Origin of the sequence: Pseudomonas sp. NFACC24-1, assembly GCF_900115235.1 — a bacterium.
Lineage (GTDB): Bacteria > Pseudomonadota > Gammaproteobacteria > Pseudomonadales > Pseudomonadaceae > Aquipseudomonas > Aquipseudomonas fluorescens_AA.
The window spans coordinates 1-17,386 of record NZ_FOVS01000038.1 but is presented as its reverse complement, the minus strand read 5'-3'; the positions used below and the strand labels follow the sequence as shown (position 1 = coordinate 17,386).

The window sequence follows — 17,386 nt, the reverse complement described above, 5'->3', positions numbered from 1 at the left end:
CCGCTTATAACTGTCACGCTCGCCCGTCTGCGGGCTCAGGAGTCTGCCGTGAGCTTTACCCCCGCCAATCGTCTGTTCCCTGCTACCCGCCTGCGTCGCAACCGCCGTGATGAGTTCTCTCGTCGGCTGGTGCGTGAAAACGTGCTGACCACCGATGACCTGATCCTGCCGGTATTCGTGCTGGACGGTGAGAACCGTCGCGAAGCGGTGGCGTCGATGCCCGGGGTGGAACGCCTGACCATCGACCTGCTGCTCGAAGAAGCCGCCCACTGGGTCGAGCTGGGCATTCCGGCGCTGGCCCTGTTCCCGGTGACCCCGCCGGCCCTCAAGTCCCTGGACGCTGCCGAGGCCTGGAACCCGGAGGGCATTGCCCAGCGTGCCACCCGTGCCCTGCGTGCGCGTTTCCCGGAGCTGGGGGTGATCACCGACGTGGCGCTGGACCCGTTCACCACCCACGGGCAGGACGGCATCCTCGATGAAGAGGGCTACGTGCAGAACGACATTACCGTCGATGCACTGGTCAGGCAGGCGCTGTCCCACGCCGAGGCCGGTGCCCAGGTGGTGGCCCCCTCGGACATGATGGACGGGCGCATCCAGGCGATCCGCGAAGCCCTCGAGGTGGCCGGTCACGTCAACGTGCGGATCATGGCCTATTCGGCCAAGTACGCCAGCGCCTATTACGGCCCGTTCCGCGATGCGGTCGGCTCGGCCCTGAACCTGGGCAAGGCCAACAAGGCCTCTTATCAGATGGACCCGGCCAACAGTCAGGAAGCCTTGCACGAAGTGGCGGCTGACTTGTCAGAGGGGGCAGACATGGTCATGGTCAAGCCTGGCATGCCCTACCTCGACATTCTTTGCCGGGTCAAAGACGAATTCAAAGTGCCGACCTTTGTTTATCAGGTCAGCGGCGAGTACGCCATGCACATGGCCGCGATCCAGAACGGTTGGTTGGGCGAAGGGGTGATCCTGGAGTCCTTGACCGCTTTCAAACGCGCAGGTGCCGATGGCATCCTGACTTACTTTGCCGTGCGCGCCGCCCAATTGTTACGAGAGCAGAAATAGCCTCCCAGGAACTTGCGATGAATACCGAAGGACTCTCCGAAGTTGCCGTAAAAGACGCTCAACCCGTGGTCGAGCAAGTTGCCGAAACACCGCCGGAGCTGGAGCCCGCTCCCCCGGCCGTCATCGAGCCCGCTCCGGCACCGGCGATTGCCGTTCCGAACCTGGATGACAGCAGCCTGTACATCCATCGCGAGCTGTCGCAACTGCAGTTCAACATCCGCGTGCTGGAGCAGGCGCTGGACGAGTCCTATCCGCTGTTGGAACGGCTGAAATTCCTGCTGATCTTTTCCAGCAACCTGGATGAGTTCTTCGAAATCCGCGTCGCCGGCCTGAAGAAACAGATCACCTTCGCCCGTGAACAGGCGGGTGCCGACGGCTTGCAACCGCACCAGGCCCTGGCTCGCATCAGCGAGCTGGTCCACGGCCATGTGGACCGGCAATACGCGATCCTCAACGACATCCTGTTGCCGGAGCTGGAAAAGCACCAGGTGCGCTTCATCCGCCGGCGCTACTGGAACACCAAGATCAAGACCTGGGTGCGCCGCTATTTCCGCGACGAGATCGCGCCGATCATCACGCCGATCGGTCTCGATCCGACGCACCCGTTCCCGCTGCTGGTCAACAAGAGCCTGAACTTCATCGTCGAACTGGAGGGCATCGACGCCTTCGGTCGCGATTCCGGCCTGGCGATCATTCCGGCGCCGCGCCTGTTGCCGCGCATCATCCGTGTGCCGGAAGATGTCGGCGGCCCCGGCGACAATTATGTGTTCCTGTCGTCGATGATCCACGCCCACGCCGATGACCTGTTCCAGGGCATGAAGGTGAAGGGCTGCTATCAGTTCCGCCTGACGCGTAACGCCGACCTGTCGGTGGACACCGAGGACGTCGAAGACCTGGCCCGCGCCCTGCGCGGCGAGCTGTTCTCCCGTCGCTACGGCGATGCGGTGCGCCTGGAGGTGGCCGACACCTGCCCGAAACACCTGTCCGACTACCTGCTCAAGCAGTTCAACCTGCACGAGACCGAGCTGTATCAGGTCAACGGTCCGGTCAACCTGACCCGACTGTTCAGCATCACCGGCCTGGACAGTCACCCGGAACTGCAATACCTGCCGTTCACGCCGCAGATCCCGAAACTGTTGCAAAACAGCGAGAACATTTTCAGCGTGATCAGCAAGCAGGACATCCTGCTGTTGCACCCGTTCGAGTCGTTCACGCCGGTGGTCGACCTGCTGCGCCAGGCCGCCAAGGACCCTCACGTCCTGGCGGTGCGCCAGACCCTGTACCGCAGCGGCGCCAACTCGGAAATCGTCGATGCCCTGGTGGATGCGGCGCGAAACGGCAAGGAAGTCACCGCGGTGATCGAATTGCGCGCCCGCTTCGACGAAGAATCCAACCTGCAACTGGCCAGCCGCCTGCAAGCGGCCGGCGCGGTGGTGATCTATGGCGTGGTCGGCTTCAAGACCCACGCCAAGATGATGCTCATCCTGCGCCGTGAGGCCGGTGAGATCGTGCGTTACGCCCACTTGGGCACCGGCAACTACCACGCCGCCAACGCCCGCCTGTACACCGACTACAGCCTGCTGACCTCCGACGATGCCTTGTGCGAAGACGTCGGCAAGCTGTTCAGCCAGTTGATCGGCATGGGCAAGACCCTGCGCATGAAGAAACTGCTGCACGCGCCGTTCACCTTGAAAAAGGGCATGCTCGACATGATCGCCCGGGAGACGCAGTTCGCCCTGGACGGCAAGCCGGCCCACATCATTGCCAAGTTCAATTCGCTGACCGATCCGAAGATCATCCGCGCGTTGTACAAGGCCAGCCAGTCGGGCGTGCGCATCGACCTGGTGGTGCGGGGCATGTGCTGCCTGCGGCCGGGCATCCCGGGGGTGTCCCACAACATCCATGTACGCTCGATCATCGGGCGGTTCCTGGAGCATACCCGGGTGTTCTACTTCCTCAACGGCGGGGAGGAGCAGATGTTCCTGTCCAGTGCCGACTGGATGGAGCGCAACCTCGACAAGCGGGTCGAGACCTGCTTCCCGGTGGAAGGCAAGAAGCTGATTCTGCGGGTCAAGAAAGAGTTGGAAAGCTACCTCACCGACAACACCCACAGCTGGAGCCTGCAGTCGGATGGCCGTTACATCCGCAACACGCCGACCGGCAACCAGAACCCGCGCAGCGCCCAGGCGACATTGCTCGAGCGCTTGAGCAGCCCGGTGTTGGCGGTTCGTTAAGGTTGGGGTGATGCAGTTCTGATGGTTTAAGGATATCTGTGGCGAGGGGATTTATCCCCGCTGGGCTGCGAAGCAGCCCTGAAACCTGCCAGCCAGTTGTGTCAGGTTGATTACCTTCCAACTCTTTGGGGCCGCTTCGCGGCCCAACGGGGATAAATCCCCTCGCCACAATAGATCTGTGTTGTAGCGGGGCTCAGTGAATGTTCAGCACAATCCCGACCCGTGTCAGCCACTCGGCTTCCTGGGCGAAGTCGGCCTGGGTCAGTTGGTTTTCTTCCAGCCACCCGTCGGGGAACATCACGTCCAGTTGATCGCCGTCGGCATGCAGGGCGACCTGGGGCATTTCCTGGGTGCCACGGATGTGGTGGAACAGGATCGCAAAGCGCAGCAGCACGCACAGGCGAATCAGCTTGATGCCGTCATCGCCGAACTCGGCGAATTTATCCTTGGGAATGTTGCGCCGATGGCCGCGCACCAATAGCGCGAGCATCTGCTGGTCTTCCCGGGAGAAGCCCGCCAGGTCGGAGTGCTCGATCAGGTAGGCGCCATGCTTGTGGTAGTGATAGTGGGCAATGTCCAGGCCCACTTCATGGACCTTGGCGGCCCAGCCCAGCAGTTCGCGCCAGACCCCGTCGTTCAAGTCCCAGTCATCGGCCACCTGGTCGAAGGCATGCAGTGCCTTGCGTTCGACCCGTGCGGCCTGCTCCAGGTCGACGTGATAACGCTCCATGAGCGAGCCCAGGGTGCGTTCACGCACGTCTTCGTGATGATGACGCCCCAGCAGGTCGTAGAGCACGCCTTCGCGCAGAGCGCCCTCGCAGTGGTCCATGCGCTGCAGTTCGAGGGCGTCGAAAATCGCTTCGAGGATCGCCAGGCCCGCCGGGAAAATCGCCCGGCGGTCGGGCTTGATGCCTTCGAAATCGATCTTGTCCGCTTCACCGAGCTTGAACACCCTGCGCTTGAGCCAGGCCAGGCCTTCGGCGTTGACCTCGCCAGTACCGTGGCCGCCAGCCTTGAGCGCCAGGCCGATGGCGCGAATGGTCCCGGAGGAGCCGATGGCTTCGTCCCAGGTCAGGCGGTGCAGGGCGTGTTCGATACTCATGATTTCCAGGCGCGCCGCGGTGTAGGCCTGGGCGTAGCGGGCCGGGGTGATCTTGCCGTCGCGGAAATAACGCTGGGTATAGCTGACGCAGCCCATCTGCAGGCTTTCGCGCAACAGCGGTTCGAAGCGCTGGCCGATGATGAATTCGGTACTGCCACCACCGATGTCCGCCACCAGGCGCTTGCCCGGGGTGTCGGCCAGGGTGTGGGAGACGCCAAGGTAGATCAGGCGGGCTTCTTCACGACCGGAGATGACTTCCACCGGATGGCCGAGGATCTCTTCGGCGCGACGGATGAATTCGCCACGGTTGCGCGCCTCGCGCAGGGCGTTGGTGCCGACGATCCGCACCGCGCCCAGGGGCATGCCGTTGATCAGTTGGGCAAACCGCTTGAGGCAATCGAGCCCGCGCTGGATGGATTCTTCGCTCAGCTGGCGTTCTTCGTCGATGCCGGCGGCCAGTTGGACCTTTTCGCCGAGCCGCTCAAGAATGCGGATTTCCCCGTTCTGGGCCTTGGCGACGACCATGTGGAAGCTGTTGGAGCCCAGGTCGATGGCGGCGATCAGGGACAGATTCTTGGCTTGGGATTGCGGCATGGTCAAAAAGTCTCGGTCGATAACCTCGCCATCCTGCCACGATCGACCGCTTACGCCAACGCACCTGAACCAAACCCTTGAGCCAGAGCAGCTTGCAGGGTGCTCTTGTGGCGAGGGGATTTATCCCCGCTGGGCCGCGCAGCAGCCCTAAAGCTGTGAACTCAATCATCCTGGCACGCCGAGTTGCCTGGTTTGGGGGCCGCTTCGCAGCCCAACGGGGATAAATCCCCTCGCCACAGAGTGTTCCTTGGCTGAGAAAATCAGGCCGGCTCGACGGTCCCGATGAAGTTCGCCAGCTCCGCGGTCTGCGGATCGGCGAACAGCACCTTGGGATCACCCACCTCATGCACCTTGCCTTGGTGCATGAACACCAGTTTGTCGCCCACTTCCCGGGCGAAACGCATTTCGTGGGTGACCATGATCAGCGTCATGCCTTCCTTGGCCAGTTGCCGCACGACGCTGAGCACTTCATTGACCAGTTCCGGGTCCAGGGCCGAGGTGATTTCGTCGCACAGCAGCACTTTCGGCGACATCGCCAGCGCGCGGGCAATCGCCACCCGTTGCTGCTGGCCGCCGGACAACCGGTCGGGGAAGGCATCGAATTTCTCCCCAAGCCCGACCCGTTCCAGCATCTGTCGCGCCAGCTCGGCCGCCTTGGCCTTGGGCACTTTTTGAACAACTTGCGGCGCGAGCATCACGTTCTCGCCCACCGTCAGGTGCGGGAACAGGTTGAATTGCTGGAACACCATTCCGACTTTCTGTCGCAGGCTGCGCAGGTCGGCGCGGGCGGCATCGAGGTATTCGCCGTCGACTTCGATCACGCCGTCGTTGATCGACTCCAGGCCATTGAGGGTGCGCAGCAAGGTGGATTTGCCCGAGCCACTGCGGCCGATAATCGCCACCACCTGGCCTTCCTCGACGCTCAGGTCGATGCCTTTGAGCACGTGATGATCGCCGTAGTATTTATGCAGGGCGGTAATTCTAAGCAGAGGCATGCAGTCTCCTTTCCAGGTAGCGCGCACTGAGGGACAAGGGGTAGCAGAGCAGGAAATAACCGAGGGCGACCAGGCCATAGACCATGAACGGCTCGAACGTGGCGTTGGCGAGCATGCCGCCGGTCTTGGTCAGTTCGGTAAAGCCAATGATCGAAGTCACGGCGGTGCCTTTGACCACCTGCACGGAAAAGCCCACGGTCGGCGCCACGGCGATGCGCAGGGCCTGGGGCAGGATCACGTAGCGCAACTGCTCCAGCGGGTTGAGGGCCAGGCTCGCCGAGGCTTCCCACTGGCCGTTGGAAATCGAGTCGACACAACCGCGCCAGATCTCCGCCAGGTAGGCACTGGTGAACAGCGTCAGGGCAATGGCCGCCGCCATCCACGGCGAAATCTCCACGCCGGCCAGGGCCACGCCGAAGAACACCAGGAACAGTTGCATCAACAGCGGCGTGCCCTGGAACAGCTCGATGTAGGTGCGGGCGATGTTGCGGGGCAGGGCGCTTTTGGAGATGCGCAGCACCATCACCAGCAGGCCGATTACGCCGCCGCCGATAAACGCCACCAGCGACAGCGCCAGGGTCCATTGCAGGCCGGTGAGCAGGTTGCGCACCACGTCCCAGAAAGTGAAATCGCTCATTGGCCGCTCCTGGCAATGTAGCGGCGCCCCACCCAGTTCAGGAACTGGCGGATCAGCAGCGCCATGCACAAATAGATCAGCGTGGTCAGCGCGTAGGTTTCGAACGCGCGGAAGTTGCGCGACTGGATGAAGTTGGCGGCAAAGCTCAACTCTTCGGTGGCGATCTGCGAACAGACCGCCGAGCCGAGCATCACGATGATGATCTGGCTGCTCAGGGCCGGCCAGACCTTGCCCAATGCCGGCAGCAGCACCACGTGGCGGAAGGCCTCGAAGCGGCTCATGGCCAGGGCCGCGGCCGCTTCCAGTTGCCCCCGCGGGATCGCCTGGATACCGGCGCGGATGATCTCGGTGGAGTAGGCGCCGAGGTTGATCACCATCGCCAGCACCGCCGCCTGCCATTCGGAAATCTGCAGGCCCAGGGACGGCAAGCCGAAGAAGATGAAAAACAACTGCACCAGGAACGGCGTGTTGCGGATCAATTCCACGTACACACCGAAGAACGCCGCGAACGGACGAATGTTCCAGGCCCGCACCACGGCCCCGACGATGCCCAGGCCGACCCCGAGCAACGTGCCGATGGCCGTCAGTTCCAGGGTGAACAGCGCACCGCGCAGCAGCAGCTCGGTGTTTTGCACCACCGGTAGAAAATCGAACTGATAAGCCATGCTCAGCCTCTCAAGCGACGGTCAGAGATCGGCCGGCAGCGGCTGCTTGAGCCAGGTCTGGGAATTCTTCTCCAGGCTGCCATCGGTCTTGGCGGTGGCCAGGATCTGGTTGACCTTGTCCAGCAGCGCCGGCTCGTTCTTGTTCACACCCACGTACACCGGCGAGTCCTTGAGCTTCACCTTCAGCGCCGGAACACGCTTGGGGTTGCGTTCGCTGATGGCGACCATCACCACGTTGCCGCTGGCGATCAGGTCCACCTGGCCGGCCAGGTAGGCGGCGATGGTCGAGTTGTTGTCTTCGAAGCGCTTGATGGTGGTGCCTTCGGGGGCGACCTTGGTCAACTCGATGTCTTCGATGGCGCCACGGGTGACGCTGATGGTCTTGCCCTTGAGGTCGTCCAGGGTGTTGATGGCGGCATCAGGCGGGCCGAACACGGCCAGGTAGAACGGCGCATAGGCACTGGAGAAGTCGATGACTTTTTCCCGCTCCGGGTTCTTGCCCAGGCTGGAAATCACCAGGTCGACCTTGCCAGTGGTCAGGAAGGGGATGCGGTTGGTGCTGTTGACCGGCGTCAGTTCAAGCTTGACCTTGAGCTGGTCGGCCAGCAATTTTGCGGTGTCGATGTCCAGGCCGCGGGGTTTCATGTCCGGGCCCACCGAACCGAATGGCGGGAAGTCCTGGGGTACGGCGACCTTGAGGGTGCCACGCTTGACCACGTCTTCCAGGCCATCGGCGTGGGCGGGCAACTGGCAAAGCATCAGGCTGGCAAACAGGGCTGTGAGCAGGACGCTGCAACGCTGAATCATGGCGAATCTCCGCAATCGGTGATGTGATTTCTGCGTTCGGACAGAGCACAGGCCATGCCAAGGCCACTTTTAATCGGCCAAAGCCACGGTTTTGCTGGTGGGCAGCGGTCTTACTGGTCTGAACAGTTGCGTCGTGTTTCGCACCGTTATCGGGCGTCGGCATTTGTCGCCGAACCCTGCTGGGGCACGACTTGCCGGGCGCGGCGAATAGCTTTACAACTAGCCGCTCACTGGCCCGGTTCGTCTGAAAAAACCATGAATTCCATCGCTCGTGCCGTTCCTGAAGTGGCCCTGCAAGCCATCCGCAAACTGATCGTCGATGAAGGCTTCGGTCCAGGCGATGCGTTGCCGTCGCAACGGGACCTGGCGCTGCAGTTGGGCGTGAGCCGGGCGTCGTTGCGCGAAGCGCTGTCCTCGCTGAGTGCCTTGGGCATGATCAGCGTGCAGCCGGGCAAGGGGGTGTTCGTGCAGGCGCCGGTAGAGGCCCCGCGCAACGAGTCGGCGCCGGGTTGGCCGTTCGCGGCCCAGGCTTCGCCGGTGGACATCTTCCAGTTGCGCTACGCCCTGGAGGGTTTCGCGGCGGGGTTGGCGGCGGTGACGCTCAGCGCCGATGAACTCGACCGGTTGCAAGACAATGTCGAAGCCATGCGCCGGGAGCTGAAGGTCGGCGATTTCGACGCCGCCGCGCGGCTGGATTTCGAATTCCATCGGCGAATCCTGCTGGCCAGCGGCAACCAGGCGATGCTGAGCATCCTTACCGCCAGCGCCGACATCTTCCTGGAAAGCCAGAAACTACCGTTCATCCGGGCGGAGCGGGCGATGGAAACCTGGCAAGAGCACCGCAAGATCCTTCGCGCCCTGGCCCGTCGGGCTTCTGCTGCCGCGCAAAAAGCCATGCAGGAACATGTACGTAACGCTGCGCTGCGTACCGGGATTTCGTTCGTCGCCCCCACGGCTTCATGAGCCGGGCCATACTCAAATACATCTTGCGCCATAGCGAGACTCAATCAACTGCGGCTTCCTGAACCCGGGAAGGGCCGCTATGATGGGCCACGTTTTTTTGCTGATGACCCCGGAGATTTCCATGAGCAGCGATCTGATCAAACACGTTAGCGACGCTAGCTTCGAAGCTGACGTACTCAAGGCCGAAGGCGCGGTACTGGTCGACTATTGGGCTGAGTGGTGCGGTCCCTGCAAAATGATCGCCCCAGTCCTGGACGAGATTGCCGAGACCTACAAGGGCAAGCTGACCGTTGCCAAGCTGAACATCGACGAAAACCAAGAGACTCCGGCCAAGCACGGCGTGCGTGGTATCCCGACCCTGATGCTGTTCAAGAACGGCAACGTCGAAGCCACCAAGGTCGGTGCGTTGTCGAAGTCGCAACTGGCTGCTTTCCTCGACGCCAACATCTAAGCGCCGAATGCCACTGAAAAAGCCCCGCAAATCGCGGGGCTTTTTCGTTATCCAGGGCTAGACGCTTGCAAACCCAGGTGGTACATTCGGCCCCGCACTGGTTTCTCCATTGCCCCCTGCAAGCCGTCGCCGACGCTCTCCTTTCGAATAAGTACGCGATCCTGTCGCCTTCTCTGCGGCGCGGCCTCATTAAGCCAAAAGCTTAATTTCCCCCCTCCATAAATGATTACGTCATTCCTATATGAATCTGACTGAACTCAAGCAAAAGCCGATTACCGAACTGCTCGAATTGGCCGAACAGATGGGCATAGAAAATATGGCCCGTTCGCGCAAGCAGGACGTGATTTTCTCCCTGCTCAAGAAGCACGCAAAAAGCGGCGAGGAAATCTCCGGTGATGGCGTGCTGGAGATTCTCCAGGACGGCTTCGGCTTCCTTCGCTCCGCAGACGCTTCCTATCTCGCCGGCCCGGACGATATCTACGTCTCGCCGAGCCAGATCCGTCGCTTCAACTTGCGCACCGGTGACACCATCGTTGGCAAGATCCGCCCTCCGAAGGAAGGCGAGCGTTATTTCGCCTTGCTCAAGGTCGACACGATCAACTTCGATCGTCCGGAAAACGCGAAGAACAAGATTCTCTTCGAGAACCTGACCCCGCTGTTCCCGACCGTGCGCATGAAGATGGAAGCCGGCAACGGTTCCACCGAAGACCTCACCGGTCGCGTGATCGACCTGTGCGCACCCATCGGCAAGGGCCAGCGTGGCCTGATCGTGGCGCCGCCGAAAGCGGGCAAGACGATCATGCTGCAGAACATCGCGGCCAACATCGCCCGTAACAACCCTGAAGTTCACCTGATCGTGCTGCTGATCGATGAACGTCCGGAAGAAGTGACCGAGATGCAGCGCACCGTGCGCGGCGAAGTGGTCGCCTCGACGTTCGACGAGCCGCCAACCCGCCACGTGCAGGTTGCCGAAATGGTGATCGAGAAGGCCAAGCGCCTGGTCGAACACAAGAAAGACGTGGTGATCCTGCTGGACTCCATCACCCGTCTGGCCCGTGCCTACAACACCGTGATCCCGAGCTCCGGCAAGGTGCTGACCGGTGGTGTCGATGCCCACGCGCTGGAAAAACCGAAGCGTTTCTTCGGCGCCGCGCGGAACATCGAGGAAGGCGGTTCGCTGACCATCATCGCCACCGCACTGGTTGAAACCGGTTCGAAGATGGACGAAGTGATCTACGAGGAATTCAAGGGCACCGGTAACATGGAGCTGCCTCTGGATCGTCGTATCGCCGAGAAGCGTGTCTTCCCGGCCATCAACATCAACCGTTCCGGCACGCGCCGCGAAGAGTTGCTGACCGCCGACGACGAGTTGCAGCGCATGTGGATCCTGCGCAAGCTGCTGCATCCGATGGATGAAGTCGCCGCCATCGAGTTCCTGGTCGACAAGTTGAAAACGACCAAGACCAACGATGAGTTCTTCCTGTCGATGAAACGCAAGTAAATCGCCAAGACAGGCCAGCAAGAGCCGGGGAAACCCGGCTTTTTGCTATCTGTGCATTCACTATTCTGGACGGGCGGCGTTAAACTCGGGCCCCCGAACGCCACGGCCACCATGAGGCTTTTGCATGCAGTATCGCGACTTGCGCGACTTTATCAGCGGGCTGGAACAGCGCGGCGAACTCAAGCGCATCCAGGTGCCGGTGTCTCCTGTCCTGGAAATGACCGAGGTCTGCGACCGCACCCTGCGTGCGAAAGGCCCGGCGCTGCTGTTCGAAAACCCGACGGGGTACGACATTCCAGTGCTGGGCAACCTGTTCGGTACGCCGGAGCGCGTTGCCCTGGGCATGGGCGCCGAAGCCGTCAGCGAATTGCGTGAGATCGGCAAGCTGCTGGCCTTCCTCAAGGAGCCCGAGCCGCCGAAAGGCCTGAAGGACGCTTGGTCCAAGCTGCCGATTTTCCGCAAGATCATTGCCATGGCGCCGAAAGTCGTCAAGGACGCGATCTGCCAGGAAGTGCTCATCGAGGGTGACGACGTCGACTTGGCCATGCTGCCGGTACAGACCTGCTGGCCGGGCGACGTGGGGCCGCTGATCACCTGGGGCCTGACCGTCACCAAAGGCCCGAACAAGGACCGCCAGAACCTGGGCATCTACCGTCAGCAGGTGATTGGCCGCAACAAGGTCATCATGCGCTGGCTGAGTCATCGCGGCGGTGCATTGGACTACCGTGAGTGGTGTGAAAAACACCCCGGCCAGCCCTTCCCGGTGTCGGTGGCCCTGGGCGCGGACCCGGCGACCATCCTCGGCGCCGTCACGCCCGTGCCCGACAGCCTTTCCGAATACGCGTTCGCCGGCCTGTTGCGGGGCAATCGTACCGAGCTGGTGAAATGCCGTGGCAATGACCTGCAAGTTCCGGCCACCGCCGAGATCATTCTTGAAGGTGTGATCCATCCCGGCGAAATGGCCGATGAAGGTCCGTACGGCGACCACACCGGCTATTACAACGAAGTCGACAGCTTCCCGGTGTTCACCGTCGAGCGCATCACTCACCGGATCAAGCCGATCTACCACAGCACCTACACCGGCCGTCCACCCGATGAGCCGGCCATTCTCGGCGTGGCGCTGAACGAAGTGTTCGTGCCGATCCTGCAGAAGCAGTTTCCGGAAATCACCGATTTCTATTTGCCGCCGGAAGGTTGTTCGTATCGCATGGCCGTGGTGACCATGAAGAAGTCGTATCCGGGGCATGCCAAGCGGGTCATGCTGGGGGTCTGGTCGTTTTTGCGACAGTTCATGTACACCAAGTTCGTTATCGTCACCGACGACGATATCAACGCACGGGACTGGAACGACGTGATCTGGGCCATCACCACGCGCATGGACCCCAAGCGCGACACGGTGATGATCGAGAATACGCCGATCGACTACCTCGACTTCGCCTCGCCGGTGTCTGGCCTGGGGTCGAAGATGGGGCTCGATGCCACGCATAAATGGCCCGGTGAAACCACTCGCGAGTGGGGCCGGGTTATCGTCAAGGATGAAGCCGTTACCCAACGGATCGATGCCATCTGGAATCAGTTAGGAATAGATTGATGCGTGTAACCTTGCAGCCTTCCGGAGCGGTGCTGGAGATACGGCCCGCCGAGCGGATTCTCGATGGCGCGCGGCGGCTGGGCTATGAATGTCCGCAAAGCTGTCGCAACGGCAATTGCCACGTCTGTGGTGCGTTGTTGGTGGAAGGCCGTGTGGAGCAGGCGGGCGAGGTGCGTGACCACGGTGAGATTTTCACGTGCATCGCCGAGCCGTTGGAGGATTGCGTGGTGTTGTGGGACGGCGTGCTCTCGCCAGGTGAGCTACCGGTACGCAACCTGGCGTGCCAGGTGATCGAGTGCGCCGAGGTGGGCGGCGATGTCTGGCGAGTGCGCTTGCGGGCGCCAGCGGGCAAGCCACCGCGCTATCACGCCGGGCAGTACCTGATGATTGAGCGGGAAAACGGCGAAAAATCGGCGTTCTCCCTGGCCTCGGCGCCGCATTCCGGGCGTGAGCTGCAGTTGCATGTGTTGGTGCGCGAAAGCAGTGCACAGGCGCTGTTGGAGCAACTGCAACGCAACCCCAGCGTGCGCGTCGAAATGCCTTTTGGCGATACGCATTTGTCCGAGCTGCCGGACGGACCGTTGGTGCTGATCGCCGCCGGAACCGGCATGGCGCAGATGCACAGCCTGATCGAGCATTGCCGCGCCGCGGGCTTCAAGCACCCGGTGCATCTGTACTGGGGCGTGCGGCGACCGGACGATTTCTATGAAATCGAGCACTGGGACGAATGGAAAAAGCTGCCGAACCTGTTCCTGCACAAAGTCGTCAGCGACTTGTGCGGCTGGGAAGGGCGCTGCGGGATGCTCCATGAAGCGGTGTGCGAGGACCTCAGCGATCTTTCCGGCGTGCACGTCTATGCCAGCGGCTCGCCGGCCATGATCTACGCCACGCTCGATGCGCTGGTGGAAGCCGGCATGGACGCCCATCAAATGCGCGCCGATGTATTTGCCTATGCGCCTCGGGCTTGAGTAGAACTCATTTAGCCCAGGCTAAGGTGCTTTTGTGGCGAGGGGATTTATCCCCGTTGGGCTGCGAAGCGGCCCTCGAAATCAGAAATCAATTGATCTGACACACCGAGCGCTCGGATTTTTGGGACGCTTCGCGCCCCAGCGGGGATAAATCCCCTCGCCACAACTGTATAGATCTGCACATATGCCTATTCGATATTTAACCCATAAGCCAGATGTCGTTAAGGTATATGCCAGCGCCCCCAGCATTCATGGCATCCAATTTGCGTTGGTTCTGCCGAGCGTCAGTGTCATGACGGCGCGCCATCCAGCTTTTTGAATCGCGAGGAGCCAACCGCTACCGGCCATGACCGCTATCGAATCCGCCATTACCTGTGCCTTGTACCCGCCACGACTCGAACTGGGGCCGCAACTGACCCGTGAGCAATTGCTCGCCTCGATGCAATTGACCATGAGTCTCCACCAGGGCGGTCCGGTCTGGCTGTTTGCGTACGGTTCATTGATCTGGCGGCCGGAATGCACGGCGGTGGAGCGCATGCGCGGTCGGGTCCATGGTTATCATCGCGGTTTGTACCTGTGGTCCCACGAACACCGCGGCACCCCTGAGTTGCCGGGGCTGGTGTTCGGGCTGGACCGCGGCGGTTCGTGCAGCGGGTTCGCCTACCGATTGCCGGAGGAGAATCTCGAGCACTCGCTGTTTGCCCTGTGGCAGCGCGAGATGCCGGTCCCGTCCTATCGTCCGCATTGGCTCAGTTGCCGTCTCGAGGATGGCAGCCGGGTGCAAGCCTTGGGTTTTGTGCTGGAGCGGCACCTGCCCAGCTATGCCGGCAACGTGCCGGACCATGTGCTGAGCCAGGTGTTCGAAAGCGCCTGTGGGCGTTACGGCACCACTCGCGATTACGTCGAGCAGACCGTCCACGCCCTGCGCAGCCACGCCATGCCAGACCGGAATCTGGAGGCGCGGCTCAAGCGCTGCCAATCAGCGCTGGATCAGGCGACCACTTCGCGGCTCTGACTGGCTATTTGCTTGTGCCACAGCGTGGGCGCGAGGAACGCCATTGCCAGCAGGCAGGCGCCGATCAGCAGCACAAAGCCACCGTCCCAGCCGAAATGGTCCACGGTGTAGCCCATGGCGGCGCTGGCCGCGACCGAGCCACCCAGGTAACCAAACAGACCGGTGAAGCCGGCAGCTGTACCGGCGGCTTTCTTCGGTGCCAGTTCCAATGCTTGCAAACCGATCAACATCACCGGGCCGTAGATCAGGAAGCCGATGGAAACCAGGGCGATCATGTCGACGGTCGGGTTGCCGGCCGGGTTCAGCCAGTACACCAGCGTGGCCACGGTCACCAGGGCCATGAACACCATGCCGGTCAGGCCACGGTTGCCACGGAAGATCTTGTCCGACATCCAGCCACACAGCAGCGTGCCTGGAATGCCCGCCCACTCGTAGAAGAAGTAGGCCCAGGAACTCTTGTCCACCGTGAAGCCCTTGGCTTCCTTGAGGTAGGTCGGTGCCCAGTCCAGCACGCCGTAGCGCAGCAGGTAGACGAAGACGTTGGCCATGGCGATGTACCAGAGCATTTTGTTGCGCAGCACGTATTTGACGAAAATTTCCTTGGCGCTGAATTCGTTCTCGTGGCTCGCGTCGTAGCCTTCGGGGTAGTCGTTCTTGTATTTCTCGATGGGCGGCAGGCCCACGGATTGCGGCGTGTCGCGCATGGTCACGAAGGCAAACACCGCAACGGCGAGCGCTACGGCAGCGGGCACATAGAATGCCGCGTGCCAGTCGTTGAACCAGCCCATCCCCAGCAGGAACAGCGGGCCGATCAGGCCGCCGCCGACGTTGTGCGCGACGTTCCACACCGAGACCACGCCGCCACGTTCCTTCTGCGACCACCAGTGCACCATGGTCCGTCCGCTTGGCGGCCAACCCATGCCTTGGGCCCAGCCGTTGATGAACAGCAGGATGAACATCATGGTCACGCTGGAGGTTGCCCAGGGCGCGAAACCGAACACGAACATCACCCCCGCCGATACCAACAAGCCGAAGGGCAGGAAGTAACGCGGGTTGGAACGGTCGGACACCAGGCCCATCAGGAACTTCGACAGCCCGTAGGCGATGGCGATAGCGGACATGGCCAGGCCCAACTGGCCACGGGTATAGCCCTCGTCGATCAGGTACGGCATGGCCAGGGAGAAGTTCTTGCGCAGCAGGTAATACCCGGCGTAGCCAATGAATATCCCGGCGAAGATCTGCCAGCGAAGGCGTCGGTAGGTGCTGTCTATTTTTTCTTCAGGCAGGGACGCCTGATGGGCGGCAGGGCGAAAGAAAGAAAACATTCAAGGGCTCCAGGTTCTTGTTATGACTGCGGATGCGAATGTTACAGTTTCGTTACCGAAAATAGCATTGGTTCTTACCGTTTAAACAGGGAAATTTTTCTGATCGAATGTTCTTAAACGAACATGTCGCTCAGGTATTGGCGAAAGCTGTTGTAGGAAATGTCGCCACAGGCTTTTTTCATGCGGTGCATCGGTGGCTAGGGGGCAGGACAGTGGGAAAGGTCCTTCACCCAAATGGGAAGTCTCGCTATTCAGCCCCAGGGCCGCGGCCTCTACCCTCTATGTCTTTGCCAAGTCTGGCATTCAGGTGAGGGGTGAGGGCATGAGGTGGTGTGTCGTGATGCTGTTGTTGTGCTTGTCCGCTACGAGCGGCGCGACGGATGTGTTGTTGGTGCCCGAGCACAATCCCAAGCCGGACTACCCGACGGCCCTGCACCGGAAGGGCGTCGTGGGTGTGGTCCGGGTCGGCTTCACGGTGCAGGCCGATGGTCGTGTCGATGAAGTCGCAATCCTGCACAGTGATCATCCGGATTTCGCCGAGGCCGCACGGGCGGCCGTGAACCAATGGCGCTTCAAACCGTGGACGGTGGATCACGAACGCCCGGCGCAGGCGCACGTCGTGGTGCCCTTCGAATTCCGCCTGGATGGCTTGCCACTGGATGCCAACAAGTGGATCAAGACCTGGAAATGCTCGGTCATCAATGCGCATGCCAGGGGTCAGCTGTGGGTAGAGGATTTGCTTCCGTTCCGTTACACCCGCAGTTACTTGTCCAATGTGTTTTTTGTGAAAAAGATACCGGATGTGGAGCGTTTGGCCTTGATCGCCCGGTTCAACAGGCTCCTGCCTACTATCGTGCAGCGTTGCGGGAGTTTTCCGGCTGCACGGTATATGCGGATGCTGCCGAAGGAAATTCGCGAGTTGCTTTAGCCATCAAGTAGGGGCATCGCCGTTGGCGATGCCCCTACTTGTTTATTCTGACTTGAAACCGGGTTTTCCGTTTTCTGCTCGCCAGATTTTAATTTCATTCAGGATTCCTTCCGGACTGTCTTCTCGGCCTTGTTTAGGCTCTGTACGAAAAGAGATGTCGCAAACACCGCATGGAGCAAGCCAGCGAGACCATGGCGGCATAGCTTTTTGCGAGCTTGTCGAAGCGTGTCACGATGCGGCGGTTTTCTTTCAGCCAGCCAAACATGCGCTCGATGATGTTGCGTTGTCGGTACTTGGGCCTATCAAACAGTCTGGGTAAGCCGGGTTTGGGTTTGCGCTTCATTGAGCGCAGCGGGATGACGGGCAGCATTCGATATTGGTCGCAGTAACGGCGAAGTGCCTCGGCGTCGTAGCCCTTGTCAGCAAGTAACCATTTGCAGCGTTTTCGCGGGCGCCCACGTTGGCTCGACGGGATGCCGACCTTGTCCAGCAATGGCTGGGCATAGCTGATGTCACTGGCTTGACCGCCAGAGGAAAGGAAGCGCAAC

Annotated in this window: 16 protein-coding genes and 1 pseudogene; 9 read left to right on the top strand and 8 right to left on the bottom strand. The window is 61.2% G+C overall.

The features are described 5' to 3' along the window. Positions 1 to 48 precede the first annotated feature (48 nt). Together hemB and ppk1 are read left to right on the top strand one after the other, a co-directional pair. A complete protein-coding gene (hemB, locus tag BM317_RS25655; RefSeq protein ID WP_072405986.1) occupies positions 49 to 1,062 on the top strand; it encodes a porphobilinogen synthase in 1,014 nt (337 codons plus the stop codon). 17 nt (positions 1,063 to 1,079) lie between these two features. Then, positions 1,080 to 3,296 carry a polyphosphate kinase 1 gene (ppk1, locus tag BM317_RS25650; protein ID WP_092174755.1) on the top strand — a complete coding sequence of 739 codons (2,217 nt, stop codon included), beginning with the start codon at positions 1,080 to 1,082 and terminating at the stop codon, positions 3,294 to 3,296. Between the two features lie 193 nt (positions 3,297 to 3,489). On the opposite strand, the gene ppx is transcribed toward ppk1, so the two are convergent. From ppx to BM317_RS25625, 5 genes are all read right to left on the bottom strand, one after another. Further along, complete coding sequence (gene ppx / locus BM317_RS25645; protein WP_092174751.1) at positions 3,490 to 4,992, bottom strand: exopolyphosphatase; 1,503 nt, start codon at positions 4,990 to 4,992, stop codon at positions 3,490 to 3,492. Between the two features lie 260 nt (positions 4,993 to 5,252). Continuing rightward, entirely contained in the window at positions 5,253 to 5,987 is a 735-nt protein-coding gene (locus BM317_RS25640; protein WP_030138144.1) for an amino acid ABC transporter ATP-binding protein, read from the bottom strand. Continuing rightward, a complete protein-coding gene (locus BM317_RS25635) occupies positions 5,974 to 6,624 on the bottom strand; it encodes an amino acid ABC transporter permease (RefSeq protein ID WP_053126442.1) in 651 nt (216 codons plus the stop codon). The genes BM317_RS25640 and BM317_RS25635 overlap by 14 nt, the downstream gene beginning before the upstream one ends. After that, positions 6,621 to 7,289: an amino acid ABC transporter permease gene (locus BM317_RS25630; RefSeq protein ID WP_092476766.1), complete on the bottom strand. Its 669-nt coding sequence runs from the start codon at positions 7,287 to 7,289 to the stop codon at positions 6,621 to 6,623. The genes BM317_RS25635 and BM317_RS25630 overlap by 4 nt, the downstream gene beginning before the upstream one ends. A 21-nt stretch (positions 7,290 to 7,310) precedes the next feature. After that, complete coding sequence (locus BM317_RS25625; RefSeq protein WP_092174738.1) at positions 7,311 to 8,096, bottom strand: transporter substrate-binding domain-containing protein; 786 nt, start codon at positions 8,094 to 8,096, stop codon at positions 7,311 to 7,313. 255 nt (positions 8,097 to 8,351) lie between these two features. On the opposite strand from BM317_RS25625, the gene BM317_RS25620 reads away from it, so the two are divergent. The 6 genes from BM317_RS25620 to BM317_RS25595 all read left to right on the top strand — a co-directional run bounded on the left by BM317_RS25620 (position 8,352) and on the right by BM317_RS25595 (position 14,585). Then, positions 8,352 to 9,059 (top strand): FadR/GntR family transcriptional regulator, encoded by a 708-nt coding sequence (locus BM317_RS25620; protein WP_092203218.1) that lies wholly within the window; start codon positions 8,352 to 8,354, stop codon positions 9,057 to 9,059. A gap of 121 nt (positions 9,060 to 9,180) precedes the next feature. Next, positions 9,181 to 9,510, top strand: coding sequence for a thioredoxin TrxA (trxA, locus tag BM317_RS25615; protein ID WP_003206727.1), 330 nt, complete (start codon positions 9,181 to 9,183; stop codon positions 9,508 to 9,510). Positions 9,511 to 9,751: 241 nt separating this feature from the next. After that, a complete protein-coding gene (gene rho / locus BM317_RS25610) occupies positions 9,752 to 11,011 on the top strand; it encodes a transcription termination factor Rho (RefSeq protein WP_003206716.1) in 1,260 nt (419 codons plus the stop codon). 124 nt (positions 11,012 to 11,135) lie between these two features. Next, positions 11,136 to 12,602 carry a 4-hydroxy-3-polyprenylbenzoate decarboxylase gene (ubiD, locus tag BM317_RS25605; protein WP_092476764.1) on the top strand — a complete coding sequence of 489 codons (1,467 nt, stop codon included), beginning with the start codon at positions 11,136 to 11,138 and terminating at the stop codon, positions 12,600 to 12,602. Beyond that, positions 12,602 to 13,570 (top strand): CDP-6-deoxy-delta-3,4-glucoseen reductase, encoded by a 969-nt coding sequence (locus BM317_RS25600; RefSeq protein ID WP_092203216.1) that lies wholly within the window; start codon positions 12,602 to 12,604, stop codon positions 13,568 to 13,570. The genes ubiD and BM317_RS25600 overlap by 1 nt, the downstream gene beginning before the upstream one ends. Positions 13,571 to 13,916: 346 nt before the next feature. Continuing rightward, entirely contained in the window at positions 13,917 to 14,585 is a 669-nt protein-coding gene (locus BM317_RS25595) for a gamma-glutamylcyclotransferase (RefSeq protein ID WP_092174727.1), read from the top strand. On the opposite strand, the gene glpT is transcribed toward BM317_RS25595, so the two are convergent. Continuing rightward, positions 14,561 to 15,910: a glycerol-3-phosphate transporter gene (gene glpT / locus BM317_RS25590; RefSeq protein WP_092174724.1), complete on the bottom strand. Its 1,350-nt coding sequence runs from the start codon at positions 15,908 to 15,910 to the stop codon at positions 14,561 to 14,563. The two genes, BM317_RS25595 and glpT, sit on opposite strands and share 25 nt — an antisense overlap. Before the next feature lie 340 nt (positions 15,911 to 16,250). Here glpT and BM317_RS25585 point away from each other — a divergent pair, with 340 nt between their 5' ends. After that, positions 16,251 to 16,838 carry an energy transducer TonB gene (locus BM317_RS25585; protein WP_256574261.1) on the top strand — a complete coding sequence of 196 codons (588 nt, stop codon included), beginning with the start codon at positions 16,251 to 16,253 and terminating at the stop codon, positions 16,836 to 16,838. A 42-nt stretch (positions 16,839 to 16,880) separates the two neighbouring features. Here the strand turns inward: BM317_RS25585 and BM317_RS31265 are convergent. Continuing rightward, positions 16,881 to 16,976: pseudogene (locus tag BM317_RS31265) on the bottom strand (bacteriocin immunity protein); the annotation flags it as partial. Next, the coding region (locus BM317_RS25575; RefSeq protein ID WP_139236070.1) for an IS5 family transposase at positions 16,972 to 17,386 on the bottom strand (415 nt) is incomplete at its 5' end. The gene BM317_RS25575 and the pseudogene BM317_RS31265, both read right to left, overlap by 5 nt.

What these genes read in the sequence shown, in the direction of transcription:
- ppk1 (WP_092174755.1), top strand. Translation starts at nt 1,080, where the DNA reads ATGAATACCGAAGGACTCTCCGAAGTTGCCGTAAAAGACGCTCAACCC.
- glpT (WP_092174724.1), bottom strand. Translation starts at nt 15,910, where the DNA reads ATGTTTTCTTTCTTTCGCCCTGCCGCCCATCAGGCGTCCCTGCCTGAA.
- BM317_RS25595 (WP_092174727.1), top strand. Translation starts at nt 13,917, where the DNA reads ATGACCGCTATCGAATCCGCCATTACCTGTGCCTTGTACCCGCCACGA.
- ppx (WP_092174751.1), bottom strand. Translation starts at nt 4,992, where the DNA reads ATGCCGCAATCCCAAGCCAAGAATCTGTCCCTGATCGCCGCCATCGAC.
- BM317_RS25635 (WP_053126442.1), bottom strand. Translation starts at nt 6,624, where the DNA reads ATGAGCGATTTCACTTTCTGGGACGTGGTGCGCAACCTGCTCACCGGC.
- rho (WP_003206716.1), top strand. Translation starts at nt 9,752, where the DNA reads ATGAATCTGACTGAACTCAAGCAAAAGCCGATTACCGAACTGCTCGAA.
- BM317_RS25625 (WP_092174738.1), bottom strand. Translation starts at nt 8,096, where the DNA reads ATGATTCAGCGTTGCAGCGTCCTGCTCACAGCCCTGTTTGCCAGCCTG.
- BM317_RS25630 (WP_092476766.1), bottom strand. Translation starts at nt 7,289, where the DNA reads ATGGCTTATCAGTTCGATTTTCTACCGGTGGTGCAAAACACCGAGCTG.
- BM317_RS25585 (WP_256574261.1), top strand. Translation starts at nt 16,251, where the DNA reads ATGCTGTTGTTGTGCTTGTCCGCTACGAGCGGCGCGACGGATGTGTTG.
- trxA (WP_003206727.1), top strand. Translation starts at nt 9,181, where the DNA reads ATGAGCAGCGATCTGATCAAACACGTTAGCGACGCTAGCTTCGAAGCT.
- ubiD (WP_092476764.1), top strand. Translation starts at nt 11,136, where the DNA reads ATGCAGTATCGCGACTTGCGCGACTTTATCAGCGGGCTGGAACAGCGC.
- BM317_RS25620 (WP_092203218.1), top strand. Translation starts at nt 8,352, where the DNA reads ATGAATTCCATCGCTCGTGCCGTTCCTGAAGTGGCCCTGCAAGCCATC.
- BM317_RS25640 (WP_030138144.1), bottom strand. Translation starts at nt 5,987, where the DNA reads ATGCCTCTGCTTAGAATTACCGCCCTGCATAAATACTACGGCGATCAT.
- BM317_RS25600 (WP_092203216.1), top strand. Translation starts at nt 12,602, where the DNA reads ATGCGTGTAACCTTGCAGCCTTCCGGAGCGGTGCTGGAGATACGGCCC.